General features: G+C 67.5%; 9 protein-coding genes, 2 pseudogenes and 1 other annotated feature. Of the genes and pseudogenes, 6 read left to right on the top strand and 5 right to left on the bottom strand.

Translation table 11 applies throughout. The features are described from left to right. Entirely contained in the window at positions 1–684 is a 684-nt protein-coding gene (locus BEN78_02420) for a DNA-binding response regulator (protein ID ASR42416.1), read from the top strand. After that, positions 671–2,011 (top strand): two-component sensor histidine kinase, encoded by a 1,341-nt coding sequence (locus BEN78_02415; protein ASR42415.1) that lies wholly within the window; start codon positions 671–673, stop codon positions 2,009–2,011. Before BEN78_02420 ends, BEN78_02415 begins: the two co-directional genes overlap by 14 nt. A 73-nt stretch (positions 2,012–2,084) precedes the next feature. On the opposite strand, the gene BEN78_02410 is transcribed toward BEN78_02415, so the two are convergent. Beyond that, the gene (locus tag BEN78_02410; GenBank protein ASR42414.1) at positions 2,085–2,663 is read right to left on the bottom strand and encodes a hypothetical protein; all 579 of its coding nucleotides are present in this window, start codon (positions 2,661–2,663) and stop codon (positions 2,085–2,087) included. 41 nt (positions 2,664–2,704) lie between these two features. Beyond that, positions 2,705–3,529 (bottom strand): methylenetetrahydrofolate reductase [NAD(P)H], encoded by an 825-nt coding sequence (locus tag BEN78_02405; GenBank protein ID ASR42413.1) that lies wholly within the window; start codon positions 3,527–3,529, stop codon positions 2,705–2,707. 181 nt (positions 3,530–3,710) lie between these two features. Between BEN78_02405 and BEN78_02400 the strand changes: the two are divergent. Next, positions 3,711–5,306, top strand: a pseudogene (locus BEN78_02400) (malate:quinone oxidoreductase). 194 nt (positions 5,307–5,500) lie between these two features. Then, positions 5,501–6,058: a hypothetical protein gene (locus BEN78_02395; GenBank protein ASR44859.1), complete on the top strand. Its 558-nt coding sequence runs from the start codon at positions 5,501–5,503 to the stop codon at positions 6,056–6,058. Between the two features lie 57 nt (positions 6,059–6,115). Here BEN78_02395 and BEN78_02390 read toward each other — a convergent pair whose 3' ends face one another. Beyond that, positions 6,116–7,273 (bottom strand): sugar isomerase, encoded by a 1,158-nt coding sequence (locus BEN78_02390; protein ID ASR42412.1) that lies wholly within the window; start codon positions 7,271–7,273, stop codon positions 6,116–6,118. Next, positions 7,260–8,549 (bottom strand): D-tagatose-bisphosphate aldolase, class II, non-catalytic subunit, encoded by a 1,290-nt coding sequence (locus tag BEN78_02385; GenBank protein ID ASR42411.1) that lies wholly within the window; start codon positions 8,547–8,549, stop codon positions 7,260–7,262. The genes BEN78_02390 and BEN78_02385 overlap by 14 nt, the downstream gene beginning before the upstream one ends. Positions 8,550–8,947: 398 nt before the next feature. Between BEN78_02385 and BEN78_02380 the strand changes: the two are divergent. Next, positions 8,948–11,805, top strand: a pseudogene (locus tag BEN78_02380) (TonB-dependent receptor). A 278-nt stretch (positions 11,806–12,083) separates the two neighbouring features. After that, a complete protein-coding gene (locus BEN78_02375; protein ID ASR44858.1) occupies positions 12,084–13,316 on the top strand; it encodes a hypothetical protein in 1,233 nt (410 codons plus the stop codon). A gap of 91 nt (positions 13,317–13,407) precedes the next feature. On the opposite strand, the gene BEN78_02370 is transcribed toward BEN78_02375, so the two are convergent. Next, on the bottom strand, positions 13,408–14,868 hold the full coding sequence (locus BEN78_02370; protein ID ASR42410.1) for an adenosylhomocysteinase: 1,461 nt from the start codon (positions 14,866–14,868) through the stop codon (positions 13,408–13,410). Positions 14,869–14,903: 35 nt separating this feature from the next. Continuing rightward, positions 14,904–15,018 (bottom strand) — a binding site (S-adenosyl-L-homocysteine riboswitch). Positions 15,019–15,158 lie beyond the last annotated feature (140 nt).

Genomic DNA, 15,158 nt, shown 5'->3' with positions numbered 1-15,158 from the left:
ATGCATATCCTCGTCATCGAAGACAACCAGGACATCGCCGCCAATCTCGGGGATTACCTCGAGGACCGCGGCCACACCGTCGACTTCGCCGCCGACGGCGTCACCGGCCTGCATCTGGCGGTGGTCCATGATTTCGATGCGATCGTGCTCGATCTCAATCTGCCGGGCATGGACGGCCTGGAGGTTTGCCGCAAGTTGCGCAACGATGCGCGCAAACAGACGCCGGTGCTGATGCTCACCGCGCGCGACAGCCTCGACAACAAGCTCGCCGGCTTCGACTCGGGCGCCGACGACTATCTGGTCAAGCCGTTCGCGCTGCAGGAGGTCGAGGTTCGCCTCAATGCACTGTCGCGCCGCGGCAAGGGCGCGCACACGCGCGTGCTGGAAGTCGGCGAACTCGAGTACAACCTCGACACCCTCGAGGTGCGTCGTCAGGGCAAGCTGCTGCAACTCAACCCGACCGCACTCAAGATCCTGCAGTCGTTGATGGAAGCCTCGCCGGCCGTGGTCACGCGCCAGGAGCTCGAGACCCGCGTCTGGGGCGAGGAACTGCCGGACTCCGACTCGCTGCGCGTGCATATCCATGGCCTGCGCGCGGTCGTCGATAAGCCGTTCGATCCGCCCTACATCCAGACGCGGCACGGGATCGGCTACCGGATCGCCGTGCCCGATGCCGCCAACTGAGGTCGCGACGGGCCGTCCGGCCCGGGTCCGCGAGCGCCGCTACCGGCGGCGCCTGCGGAGCCGCATCATCCTGTCGTTCGTGCTGCTCGGGCTCGGGCTCACGACCCTGTTCGCGTTCCTGACCCAGGAAGCCCGCGACCGCGTGGAGAACACGCTGGTCGAGGACCTGATGAATCGCAACATCGACGAGTACGCGCGGCGCTACTACGTCGACCCCTCGCGCAACCCCGCCGCCCCGGTGGAGCAGATCCGTGCGCGCGTGGTCAAGCGCGACCGGTTCGAGGAGCTGCGCTACGAGCAGCCCGATTGGTATGAGCTGGGCGACGGCATCCACAACCTCAGCGGCGTCGACGAGGATGGCACTCCGTTCATGTACAAGCTGGCGGTGCGCAAGACGCCGGAGGAGTGGTTCTTCCTGGCCTACGACATGACCGAGACCGTGCGCGGTGCGACCCAGTTCCAGCGCGCCATCTTCGGTTCGGTGGTCATGGTGTCGTTGCTGTCGGCGTTGATCGGCTGGTGGTCGGCTGCGCGGGTCATGAGTCCGGTCTCGGAACTGGCCAAGCGGCTCAGCCGCTCCGGCGACAGTTCACGACCGCAGGCGCTGGCGCCGCATTTTCCCGACGACGAGGTCGGGCAACTGGCCAGTGCGCTGGACGACTACGCCTTCCGGTTGACCGAAGTGGTGCAGCGCGACCGCGAGTTCAATGCCGACGTCAGCCACGAACTGCGTACGCCGCTCGCGGTCATCAAGGGCGCGGTGGAATTGCTGCTGTCGCGACCGGACCTGGACGAGAAGACCCGGACCCGACTGCTGCGCATCCAGCGCGCCGAGCAGCAGTGCACCGACCTGATCAGCGCGCTGCTATTGCTCTCGCGCGAGGAGCGCGGGCATGGCGCGACCGACATCGGCCGTGTCGTCGAGCAGTTGTTCGACGCGCACCGCCCGCAACTGGTCGGCAAGCCACTGGAACTGCGGCTGGAGGCCGAGCAACCGCTCGTCGTCGACGCCCCCGAGGCTGCGGTCACCGTCGCGCTGGGCAACCTGGTCGGCAATGCGATCAAGTACACCCAGGAAGGCGAGGTGGTCGTACGCGTGCGTGCGCACACCGTGGAGGTCGCTGACAGTGGCCCGGGTCTGAGCGCGGAAGATGCAGCCCGGCTGTTCGAGCGTGGCTATCGCGGCACGCACGCCGAGCACTCGCAGGGCGGTGGCATCGGCCTGTCGATCGTACGTCGACTGTGCGATCTGTATGGCTGGCAGGTGCGGGTGGTCCCCGGCGCGGTGCGCGGAGTCGTGGCGACCCTGTCGTTCCGCCCTGATTGAGCCGCGCGTGTGCGGGGCGCCTTCTTCGCCGTGTCCGGCAGCCATCAGCACCAGTGTGCGCAATGACCCGCGGCTAGAGCCGGATCCACCAGCAGTCGAAATGGCGGTGGAGCGAGAACACTGTCTGCGAGGCGCCGGTCCCGCCGGGGCCGGTCTGGGTGACGCGCAGCGACGAGGGCGGTTGCACACGCGCGGCGGCCGGCAGCTCGCGTGCGCTCGCCCACCCGGCGAACCCGCCAGGCGCGCTTGTCGCCGTGGCGGCCGGGCGCTGGGCGACGATATCCACCAGCGGCCGCTGCGCGATCGCGTCCAGGCGGTCGAGAACCCGGTCGCTGCCGGTGCTGTTCATCCCGCGCCAGTGGTAAAGCGATGCCAGGCGGTTGGTGTCGCGGCTGTCGATCGCATGGCTCAATTCCTGGATCAGGCCACGCAGATGGCGCTGGCACCCACTGCGGTAGGCGGTGACCGCGGCCGTGCCGGCGCCCCGCTTGGGACCGGTCGTCGCACCGACCGCGCTGCAGGCCCGGTCGGTGTAGACGGTGCCGCCGTCGGGCGCGACGCAGCGCCGGATCTGGGCATGCGCTGTCTTGTCCGGCATCGCGGCGACGACGGCGAGCAACGGGAGCAGCAGCGTGACGGTGCGACGGGGCATCGGCGCAGCCTAGCGCCTGGCCGGTGACCGCGACAGTGGCCTCAGGCCAGGCGGGACAGGATGGTCTGGGTCGGCTTGGCGAGGTTGAGTGTGTAGAAATGCAGCGCTGGTGCGCCGCCGGCGATCAGCCGCTCGCACAGGCGGGTGACGATGTCGGCGCCGAGCGCGCGGATCGCCGTCACGTCGTCGCCGTGGGCTGCCATGCTGCGTTGCATCCAGCGCGGGATCTCGGCGCCGCAGGCCTCCGAGAACCGACGCAACTGGCTGAAGTTGGAAATCGGCATGATGCCCGGCACGATCGGGACCTCGACACCGGCACGGCGCGCGCTGTCGACGAAGTGGAAGTAGGCGTCGGCGTTGTAGAAGTACTGGGTGATCGCGGCGTCGGCGCCGGCATCGATCTTGGCCTTGAAGTGCGCCAGATCGCGGCGTGCGTCCTCGGCCTGCGGATGCACTTCCGGGTAACAGCCGACTTCGATGCGGAAGCGGTCGCCGAACTCGCTGCGGATGAACGCGACCAGGTCCGAGGCATGGCGCAGATCGCCGGGCTGGCCCATGCCCGAGGGCAGATCGCCGCGCAGCGCGACGATACGGGTGCAGCCGATCGCGCGATAGAGCTTGAGCAGCTCGCGGATCTCCTCGCGGCTGCCGCCGACGCACGACAGATGCGGGGCCGCTTCCAGCCCGTGGTCCTGCTTGAGCCGGCGCACGGTCTCGGGCGTGTGGCTCAGGGTCGAACCGCCGGCGCCGAAGGTGCAGGACACGTACTCGGGCGCATGCGCGGCGAGCTTCCCGGCGGTCCGGTGCAACTGCTGGCGTTGCTCGTCGGTCTTGGGCGGGTAGAACTCGAAGCTGACCGGGATCATGCGCGACCTGGGGCGGAGGTGAGGCAAAAGCATATCTCTTTATCGCGATGGATATAAGCGCTGGTGGATGGGCTGATATCGGGCATTCCCATGGGCTTGACGTCGGATTCACTACGCTCGCCGATGGGTGCCGCATTCGGCTCCTGGCTGGCGCCGGTACCCGATCGTCGAGGAGTCGGAAATGAAAAAGATCTTCAAGGCAGGCGTCGTCGGTCTCGTCGTGCTCGCGATCGCTATCGGGCTGTTCCTGTACTGGCCGCTGTTCGAGCGCGCGCCGCCGGAACCGGAGAATGCCGAGCCGGTGGATGTGGTGCTGATCGGCGCCGGGATCATGAGTGTCACCCTGGCCACCTACCTGCAGGAACTCGAACCGGACTGGCGGATCGAAATCTACGAACGGTTGGACGGGGTGGCGTTGGAGAGTTCGGACGGTTGGAACAATGCCGGCACCGGCCATTCGGGCTTCGCCGAACTCAATTACACGCCCGAGCGCGAGGACGGCTCGATCGAGACCGCGCGTGCGGTCGACATCGCCGAACAGTTCGAGATCTCGCGCCAGTTCTGGTCCCACCAGGTCGAGGCCGGACGGCTGGGGACGCCCACCGACTTCATCAATCCGACCCCGCACATGAGCTTCGTCTGGGGCGACGACAACATCGACTATCTGCGCCGCCGCCACGCGGCGCTCTCCAAGGAGCCGCTGTTCCACGGCATGGAGTTTTCGCAGGATCCAGCGCAGATCGCGCGTTGGGCGCCGCTGATGATGGAAGGCCGGGACCCAGCCCAGCGGATCGCCGCGACCTGGATGCCGCTGGGCACCGACGTCAATTTCGGGGTGATCACCCGACAGCTGACGCAGGCGCTGTCGCGCAGTCCGCGGTTCGGGCTGCACCTGCGCCACGAGGTGCGCAAGCTGCAGCGCGAGGACGATGGCAACTGGACGGTCGCCGTGCACGACCTGGCGAACGATCAAACGCGGTCGATCCGCGCCCGGTTCGTGTTCGTCGGCGCCGGCGGTGCGGCGCTGACGCTGTTGCAGCACTCGGGCATCCCCGAAGCCGCCGACTATGGCGGCTTCCCGGTCGGCGGCCAGTTTCTGGCAACCGACAATCCCGCGGTCACTGCACGCCACGATGTGAAAGCCTACGGCAAGGCCGAAGCGGGCTCGCCGCCGATGTCGGTGCCGCATCTGGATGCGCGCAAGCTCGACGGCAAGCCGGTGCTGTTGTTCGGCCCGTTCGCATTGCAGAGCACGCGGTTCCTCAAGCACGGCTCATGGTTCGACCTGTTCTCGTCGGTCAACAACCACAACGTCACCGGCATGCTGCGCGTCGGCGCCGAGAACCGCGACCTGGTGGGCTATCTGGTCCAACAGGCCCGGCTGTCGGATGCCGATCGGTTTGCCGAGTTGCAGAAGTACTACCCCGACGCCAAGCAGGCCGATTGGCGTCTGGTCACCGCGGGGCAGCGCGTGCAGGTCATCAAGCGCGATCCTGAGAAGGGCGCGATCCTGCAGTTCGGCACTGAGATCGTCACCGACGCCGACGGCAGCATCGCGGCGTTGCTGGGGGCCTCGCCCGGCGCATCGACCTCGCCCAAGATCATGCTCGACGTGCTGCGGCGTGCGTATCCCGAGCGCATGGGCGGGCCGTGGCGCGAACGCATCCAGACGATCGTGCCCTCCTATGGGCAGGCGCTGAACACGGACGTGGCGCTGACCAACCGCATCCGCGGGATGACCAGCCGCGTGTTGCGCCTGCCGTATCTCGAGGTGCCGCCGGCCGCGGTCGGCGACGGGCAGCCGCCGGCCGCGAACGACGAACTGCATGGTCCCGACGAAGGGCCGGACGAGGCTGCGCTCGACCGGCGCATGCAGGCCCTGTAGGCGCCATGGAGGCGGCGCTCTTGGGGGCCGCCTCGTGCTCCGCGCCCCGCGCGGTTACCCTGGCGCGCCATGCCGATCGCCCGCAGATGTCCATCGTTCTCACGCCCTTCGCCCGCCCTCGTCTGTTTCCCCGCGTCCCGCGCGGCAACACGATCCAGGACACGACGCCCGAGGCATTCGAGGCGCATCTCAACGCGCAAGCACCGGTCGCCGTGCTCGACGGCTATGCGCCGTTCTGCAAGCTGCATGTGCACCGCAATTGGACGTCGACACGCTGCCTGACCGCGCCGATCACCGAAGCGAACCGGCATCTGCTGCGCTCGGCCTACGAGGCACGCAGCTCCGCCGAGCTCCCGGTGCTGGTGCGCTGGTTCGAAGGCGTGACGCCGCCGCGTGCGGAGTATCTGGTCGTGATCCTCTACAGTGCCGAGCAACTGGCGAAGGAGGGTGCGCCGATCGATGCCGACTGGGGCGTGGTCGGCTGTCTGTATACGGCCGAGCCTGCGGAGATCCCGATGGCGCCGATCACGATGATGCGCAATGCGCTTGGGGTCGAAGAGGGCGGTTCGGGGGTACCGCTGGACCCGGAGGCCTATCGGCGCAGCGTCGCGTTCTGGGAACGCAACGCCAACTGGCGCCCTTGATCGCGCGACGCCGGTGGCGGCGTCGCGTTGCGGCATCGTGCCCGCGGGAGCGAGGATTTACGGCAGCGAATGCAGGCGCACGCCCTGCACGACCCGGTTCACCGTGCCCTGTGCATTCGGGCTGTCGGGCCGCAGGCCCAGCGCCCGCGAAGCGTGAAAGGCGAACAGCTGCGCCACGGCGACATAGGGCCACAGCAGGTCGACATCGTGCACGTGTTCGAGCCCGGCCACGCGCACCGCATCGCGCACCGGGCCATGCGGCGCGGCGGCGGTGACCTCGATCACGCGCGCGGCCACGCCATCGCCGCGCAACTCGTCGAGCAGGTCGAGATCGTAGCGCCGGGTCAGCGGGTCATTGGACACGAACACCACGACCAGCGTGCGCGCGGTGACGAAGGTCTTGGGCCCGTGGCGGAAGCCCATCGGCGATTCGAAGCAGGTCGCGATGGCACCATTGGTCAGTTCGCCCAGCTTGAGCGCGGCCTCGCGCGCCAGACCCTTGAACAGTGCGCTGCCCAGGTAGACCACACGCTCGAACCCGCACAACGCCAGTTCCTGGGTCAGCCCGCGCGCCTGCTGCAGCACAGTGTCGGTCGCGGCGGCGATCGCGTGCACGCGCGTCTCCAGGGCTTGCGGCCCGCACAGCGCGGCCAGCGTCGCGAGCATCATGCAGCTGAAGCTCGAGGTCATCGCGAAGCTGACATCGTGGGTTTCGGGCGGCAGCAGCAGGGTCATCGACTGCCGCACCGCGACCCGGCCCAGCGCGCCGTCGGCGTTGCAGGTCACCACCAGGTGGCGCACGTCGGCGACCAGCGCCTCGGCCAGTTCCACCGCCGCGACGCTCTCGGGGCTGTTGCCAGAACGCCCGAACGAGACCAGCAGCAGCGGGCGATCCGGATCGAGATACAGCTGCGGCGCACTGACCAGGTCGGTCGTGGGCACCGCATCGACGCGCGCGGCGAGGTTGCGGTCGAGCCACGGCGCCAGGCATTCGCCGATATAGGCCGAAGTGCCGGCGCCGGTCAGGATCACGCGCGCCGTCGGGTCGCCCGACACCGGCGCGATGAAGGCCGCAAGCGACTCGGCCATCTCGGTGACCAGCGCATGGGTGCGCAGAAGCATGCGCGGCTGCTGTTCGATCTCGCGTGCGGTCCACAGCGCGCCGCTGGCGGCCAGATCGGATTCGGGCAGGCCGAGGTGTTCAGGACTGGGCATCGGGGACGCAGGCATGGCGGTAGTCGTCGAGGGCGATGGCGATGTGGGCCATCACGAGGGCGGCGGGATCGAGCGGGGTGCGGTCGGTACGCAGGGCGCGCAGCGCCTGCGGCAGGTACTGGCCGACCAGCGGCATCGGCGGTGGGGTCTGACGCAGGTTGGCGAACAGCTGCTGGCAGGCCGCCTCGATCGCCGGGTCCGGCCAGTAGTAGCGGATGCGGTCGCTCAAGCTGTATTGCAGGTCGATGGTCAGCGCCTCGCCCTGGGCGTGGTAGTAGCGCTGCCAGTGGCCGGGCTGGGCGCGCATGCGTGCCAGCGCGGTCTCGCGCAGCTGCGCACGCCGGTCCGGCGCGATCCACTCGCGCTCGATCGCATCCAGCGCCCACAGCGCCTCGCGCAGCGCGAAGGTCAGGCCGGGGCCGACCTTGAGGATCGCGAAGTGGTCGCGCACCAGCGCGGCCAGTGCGTCCGGGGTCTGGTAGTCGGTCGAATGCGCCTCGAACACCAGACCCGGGACCTGCTCGATCGCGGCGCTGAGCGCGCGTGCGGCCGCCGGCACATAGTCGATGACCTGGTGGTGGTCGAACTCCACGCCCGGCTGCACCACCGAGGCGATCACCCGCGTCCACGCGGCCTGCAGGCCGGCGGCCGCGAATGCATCCCGGTGGGCCTCGATCGTCGCCAGCGCGGCCTCGGGCGCGGTGACTGCCAGGCCCTCGATGGCCTCGGTCGCGCCGCCAGGCACCGGCACCTCGGTGCCGATCACGTAAACCGGCGGCTCGCCACCGGCCTGCGCATGGGCGGCCTCGGCCGCGCGGCACAACCGCACCGCGCGTTCGACGATCGTGGCTTCGGGCAGCGGCACCGGATCGTCCGCGCAGGCCATCGAGCAATCGAGGTGAAGCTTGCGAAAGCCCGCGGCGACGTAGGCGGCGACCATCGTCTCGGCCTTGGCCATCGCCGCCTCGGCCTGGAGCGCGGTCCAGGGATTGGGGCCCAGGTGATCGCCGCCGAGTGCGATACGCGCCGGATCGAAGCCGACCTGCCGGGCGATGCCGCCGACGAAGGCAACGAAATCGGCCGGGGTCATGCCGGTGTAGCCACCGTCCTGGTTGACCTGATTGCAGGTCGCCTCGATGAGCACCAGCGGCAGGGCGTGGCGCCTGGCATGGCGCAGCGCGGCCTCCAGCACCAAGGGATGGGCGCAGCAGATGGAGGTGATGCCAGCAGCGTCACCACGCCGATGGCGGGCGACCAGCTCGAGCAGGGCGTGCATCGCGGTCCTCGTATCAGAAAGGGGGGGCGGGCGCCGCTGGTCAACAGGCCATCGGGCGTGCGCACAAAAGAGTCTGCGACGAAAGACAATGTTTAGCAACGTTTTCTTTCGTTTCTAACGATTCTGGTCCGTTGCGATGCTGGGCAGGCAGTTGAGGCCCGGGCGGGTCTCGCTGGGCCCGCTTGCCTGATCGATGCCGGATCTCGCGCTCGGGAGCGTGGGCGTATGCCTCGGGATCAGCGTGTTCATGACGCTGCGGCACGACCCGAGGCGGGCGACCCGCGTTCAGCCTGCCCAAATTTCGTTACAAGAAGATGTTGATGCCAAACGAAACATGATTTAGGCTGGATTTCGTTTTGTAGGTCGCCCCCACAGCCACCCACATCGAGGATGCTTCTGTGAAGACCGTTCGTCCGCATCGCAATCCGCTTTTCTGCAGCATCGCGCTGGCGCTCGTGGTGCCGGCCGGCGCGTCGGCCCAGGTCCAGGACGCCGGGGACCCCGCGGGACCGGCCGACGAACGGATCGAATCGCTCGACGCGGTGATCGTGACCGGGGTGCGCGGCAGCCTTGCGCGGGCGGTCGAGCTCAAGCGCGATGCGGCCACCGTGCAGGATTCGATCAGCGCGCTGGAACTGGGCAAGTTCCCCGACGACAACGTCGCCGACTCGCTGAGCCACATCACCGGTGTCTCGATCAGCCGCACGGCAGGCGGTGAGGGCCAGAAGGTCAGCGTGCGCGGCCTGGGGCCGGAGTACACCCTGACCACGTTCAACGGCCGACTGCTGGCGACCGACGGCGCAGGCCGCGATTTCGCGTTCGATGTGCTGCCATCGGACGTGATCAGCGGCGCCGACGTGATCAAGGGGGCGCAGTCGTCGTTGGCCGAGGGCGCGATCGGCGGTCTGATCAACCTGCGCTCGGCCAGTCCCTTCGATCGCACCGGCCAGCACGGCATCGTCCGCGTCGAGGGTGACCGCAACCAGATGTCCGAGCTCAACGGGCGCAAGTTCTCGGCGACCTACAGCAACACATTCGCCGACGACACCTTCGGTGTATTGCTCGGCGTGGTCTACGGCAAGCGCCGGGACCGCACCGATATCGCCGGCAACGATGGCGGCTGGACCCGCAACACCGATCCGCGGGATCCCACCTGGTCGAGCAACGCCTGGGGCGGCGACGTCGATCTCAACGGCAACGGCGAGCTCGACCCGAGGAGTACGGCCTGATCTCGCCCGGCCAGTTCCGCGCCGGCTCGATCATCGAGGAGAAGAAGCGGCGCGCGTTCTCGGGCAAGCTGGAATGGCGCCCCAGCGACCGCTTCCGGCTCACGGTGGACGGTCTGACCACGCGGCTCGATTCGCCGCAGGTCGGCTACCAGCAGTCCTACTATCCGCTGTTCGCGCCCGGGCGTTGGTCCGACATCACCGTCCAGAACGGCATCGTCACCGGGTTCACGATGGACAACCCGGATCCGGAGCTGCGGCTCAACCCCGAACTGCTCAATATGACCGAGCACCGGGTGGTCGACACCGATCTGTACGGGGCCAACGCGCAGTGGCAGGTCAACGACGATTTCACGCTCATCGCCGACGTGTACCGCTCGACTTCCAAGCGCTACTCGGGCGGCCAGGATTCCTATGTGGTCCTGCGCATGAACCAGCCCAACACCGCCCGCATCGACCTGAGTGGGGATGCGATGCCCAACGTCCGCGTGGACTTCGACGACGGTCGTTCGCTGGCCGACGGCTTCGGGACCGGCAATTTCGGCGCGTCCGACTTCAACACCCACTACATGGAGCTGCGCGGCGACAACATCGTCGACGAGATCACCGGCGGCGCCCTCGGCGGCGAGCTGTTTGTCGGTCGCTCGTTCTTCGATCGGCTGCGCTTCGGGGTCAATGTCACCGATCGCAAGAAGTCGCGCGACCTGATCAACAACACCCTCAATGGCGGCGCCGATTACTACTCGGGCGACAATGCCATCAATGTCGGCGAGCTGGGGGCGGGCGTGATCTCGCAATCGCTGGCGCCGCCGAGCTTCATGAGCCGGGTCAATGCGGTCTTCCCGAGGTCGTTCATCGCCTTCGACGTCCCCAACTACCTCGGCCATCTCGCACAGTACGACGGCCGGCCGCGTGCGGACGGCACGCCTTACGATTTCTCCAGCGCCGCGCCGCAATGGAACCCGCTCGAGAGCTACCGCGTCTCGGAGAAGACCAACGCGTTCTACGTGCAGGCCGACTTTGTCGGTGAACGCTGGCGCGGCGATATCGGCATGCGCGTGGTCAAGACTGACACCACGGCCCATGCCTGGGACGCCAAGATCCTGCAGATCGTCGAGAACGGGACGTTCAACTACACCGCGGTCTACGACACCCCGAGCGCGATCGAGCAGAAGGGCGACTACACCTTCTACCTGCCCTCGGCGAACTTCATCTGGAGCTTCACCGACGACCTGCAACTGCGCGTGGGCGCCGCCAAGACCATGGCCCGGCCGCCGGTCGACAAGCTGGCGCCGACCAATACGACGGCCAGTGTGTCCTGGGGTGAGTTCACCCAGATCTACGGCGGCAACGTCGATCTGCAGCCCTACAGTGCCAAACAAGGCGATCTGTCGCTGGAGTGGTACTTCACCGACCGGTCGATCTTCAACGTCGCGGTGTTCTACAAGCGCATCGCCAACCAGATCACCACCAGTTGGGAGCCGGGCCAGGACATCGGTGTCGGTCCCATCGTCGATGCCGACGGGACCCCGGTGAGCACCGGCCCGACGCTGTTCAACGTCATGCGTCCGATCAACGGCGACTACGCCAAGGTGCGTGGCATCGAGGCGGGGCTGCAGCACTTCTGGGACAACGGCTTCGGCTTTCGCGCGCAGTACACCCGCAACTGGGCACGCAGTTGGGTCGGCGAGTTCGAGCGCCCGCTCGAAGGCATCGCGCCGTCGGTGTACTCGCTGGGCCTGATGTACGAAAAGGGTCCCTGGTCGATCGGCGCCACCGCCGATCACACCGATGGCTTTGTGACCGCGATCAATGTGCTGGGCGAGGGGTACAACGAGCAGTCCGACCCGATCACCTGGCTGACGGCGCACGCTTCCTACGCCGTCAACGACCGCTTCACGATCTCGCTGGAGGGCAGCAACCTGCTCGACGATGAGAGCACGTCCAGCATCAACGGCAACCCGCTGTTGTCGCAGGGCTACTACCGCTATGGCCGCTCGGTCACGCTGGGCTTGAGCTACCGGTTCTGAACGCGTTCGACGCGGCCGGTCCAGGCGTCGCCCCTGGACCGGCCGCGATCCCATGCCGGCGACGGGAGGGGTAGATCATGGAGCATCATCGAGATCGGCTGCGCATTGCAGCATTGGCCATGCTGTTGGCGGTCGTCGCAACCGCCAATGCGGGCCTCACGCGGCCCCAGGCGCCGGATGGCGCACCGGCTTCGGCGCAGGCACACGGGAGCGCGCATGCAGCAGGCTCGGGCGCACGCTTGGTCAAATCAGCGCCCCTCGCACGCGCCGGCGCGGCAGTGCCTCGACGCGGCAAAGCGGCCTACGTGCCGGTCCCGCTGCAGGCGACGATCGATCGCGTGCAACCGATGACCGGCATCGTGTTGTGGAACGACAATGCGTCGGGCCTGGCGGCGCTCGGCGACGACGTGCAGCTGGAGTTCGCCTACTTCAAGTACAGCGATGTCGTGACCGCGTCGGGCGCCTACGACTGGTCGCAGGTCGACGCCCGGCTGGCATCGGCGGCGGCACGCGGCCACCAGATGATCGTGCGCTTCCACGACACCTATCCCGGCCACACCACGATCTCAATCCCGAGCCACGTGGCCAATGCCGCCGACCACGTGATCGACTACAGGAACGTGGAGGGCGAGCAAACCTTCGTGCCCGACTGGCGCTCGGCCACGTTGCGGGCCTTCATTCTCGACTTCTACACCAAGTTCGCGCAGCGTTACGACCTCGACCCGCGCCTGGCCTTCCTGCAGGTGGGCTTCGGCTCCTATGCCGAGTATCACCTGTGGGACGGGCCGCTGACCCTGGGCCGCACGTTTCCGTCGAAGGCGTTCCAGCAACAGTTCCTCGAGCACCTGGGCGCCACGTTCGCGCAGACGTCGTGGTCGCTGTCGATCGATGCGGCGAGCGCGGCCTACTCGCCGTTCTCCGCCGTGTCGTCGTTGCGGCAGCTGCGCTTCGGGCTGTTCGATGACTCCTTCATGCACGAGACGCATTCGAGCAGCAACAGCGAGTACAACCGCGCTTCGTGGCTGTTCTTCGGCAACACCCGCTACCAGCAAAGCCCGGCGGGCGGCGAGTTCAACTACTACAGCGACTACGACCAGGCGCATGTGCTCGATCCCAACGGGCCCTGGGGGCGTAGTTTCGAATCCTTTGCTTCGCAGTACCGCATCAGCTACATGATCGGCAACGACCAGCCGGGCTATCAGACGCGCGCTCGGATCCGCCAGGCCGCGATGGCGACGGGCTACGCGTTCCGGATCACGGCGCTGTCGAGCGATGGCGAATGCGTGCAGATGTCGGTGCGCAACGAAGGCGTCGCGCCGATCTACTACGACGCCTGGCCCGCGGTCGACGGCCATCGTCTGGGCACGTCGCTCAAGGGGCTGTTGCCCAATGCCGAGCGTTCCGCGTCGGCCTGCATCGGCCCGCATGCGATCGCCACGCTGACCGTTGCGATCGAGAGCGACCGGCTCGTGCCGGGGCAGCAGATCCAGTTCAACGCATCGCTGCCGTAGGCAAAGCGTGGGGCCGGGCAGGCCGGCCCACCAACGAGAACGGGCGCCGCAAGGCGCCCGTTCGTCGTATCCCTGCAGTGGTGCGGATCACTCAGTAGCGGTAGTGATCCGGCTTGAACGGGCCTTCGACCGGCACGCCGATGTAGTCGGCCTGGGCCTGGGTGAGCTTGGTCAGCTTGACGCCGATCTTCTCCAGGTGCAGCCGTGCCACTTCCTCGTCGAGGTGCTTGGGCAGCAGGTAGACCTTCTTCTCGTAGCGGTCCTTGTTCGCCCACAGATCGATCTGGGCCAGGGTCTGGTTGGCGAACGAGTTGGACATCACGAAGCTCGGGTGGCCGGTGGCGCAGCCCAGGTTCACCAGACGGCCATCGGCGAGCAGGAAGATCGCACGGCCGTCCGGAAAGACGTACTTGTCGACCTGCGGCTTGATGTTGATCTGCTGCACGCCCGCCAGCGCCTTGAGCGCATCGACCTGGATCTCGTTGTCGAAGTGACCGATGTTGCAGACGATGGCCTGGTCCTTCATCGCCTGCAGGTGCTCGACGGTGATGATGTCTTTGTTGCCGGTGGTGGTGACATAGACGTCGCCGCGGCCCAGCGTGCTCTCGATCGTGTTGACTTCGAAACCTTCCATCGCCGCCTGCAGCGCGCAGATCGGGTCGATCTCGGTTACCACGACGCGGGCGCCATAGGCGCGCAGCGAGGCGGCGCAGCCCTTGCCGACGTCGCCGTAGCCGCAGACCACGGCCACCTTGCCGGCCAGCATCACGTCCATTGCGCGCTTGAGGCCGTCGGCCAGCGACTCGCGGCAGCCGTAGAGGTTGTCGAACTTGGACTTGGTGACCGAGTCGTTGACGTTGATCGCCGGCACCAGCAGCGTGCCGGCCTGGGCCAGCTGGTAGAGACGGTGCACGCCGGTGGTGGTTTCCTCGGAGACGCCCTTCCAGTCGGCGACCACGCGCGTCCAGTAGCCCGGACGTTCGTTGGCCACGCGCTTGAGCAGCGCCTTGATGACCTGTTCTTCGTGCGAGCTCGCGGGCTCATCGACCCAGGTGCTGCCGTTTTCGAGCTCGTAGCCCTTGTGGATCAGCAGCGTGACGTCGCCGCCGTCGTCGACCACCAGCTCCGGACCGGTCAGGGTGCCGTCGGGCAGGGTGAAGGTCAGCGCGTCGAGCGTGCAGTCCCAGTATTCCTCCAGCGTCTCGCCCTTCCAGGCGAACACCGGCGTGCCGGTCGCGGCGATCGCGGCGGCGGCGTGGTCTTGGGTCGAGAAGATGTTGCACGAGGCCCAGCGCACGTCGGCACCGATGTCCTTGAGCGTCTCGATCAGCACCGCGGTCTGGATGGTCATGTGCAGCGAGCCGGTCACGCGCACACCCTTCAGCGGCTGGGTGGCGGCGTGCTTCTTGCGGATCGACATCAGGCCCGGCATCTCGTGCTCGGCGATGTCGAGTTCCTTGCGGCCCCAGTCGGCCAGCGAGATGTCGGCAACTTTGTAGTCGCCATCCTGGGAGAAGGCGCGCGCGGCGCCGGACTTCAACTGTGCGTTCATTGCATGCTCCGTACGGAATGCGATCGATGCATTCGCGATGACGGGCGCCGTTCGCAGGGCACCTGCGCCGAGCCTGGCCATCGAAGCGTCCGCTTGTGCGGAACGGGTCGTGGACGAAGCCACGCGATGGTCGCAGCGCCCCTCGGCGAGGCGGACCGCCATTCTATCGCAGCTCGCCGCCAGCGGCGGGGCAGGCGCTGGATCGCCGCCGGCTGGGGGAGGCCAGGCGCCGCTTGTGTTCAGGCGTCAGCCGTGTATGACGACACTGCTCTGTGAGCGACTGCGATGCC

Source organism: Xanthomonas citri pv. mangiferaeindicae (genome assembly GCA_002240395.1).
Classification (GTDB): domain Bacteria; phylum Pseudomonadota; class Gammaproteobacteria; order Xanthomonadales; family Xanthomonadaceae; genus Luteimonas; species Luteimonas citri_A.
Note: the sequence above shows the minus strand (reverse complement) of the source record. Positions and strands in the feature narration are given on the sequence as shown.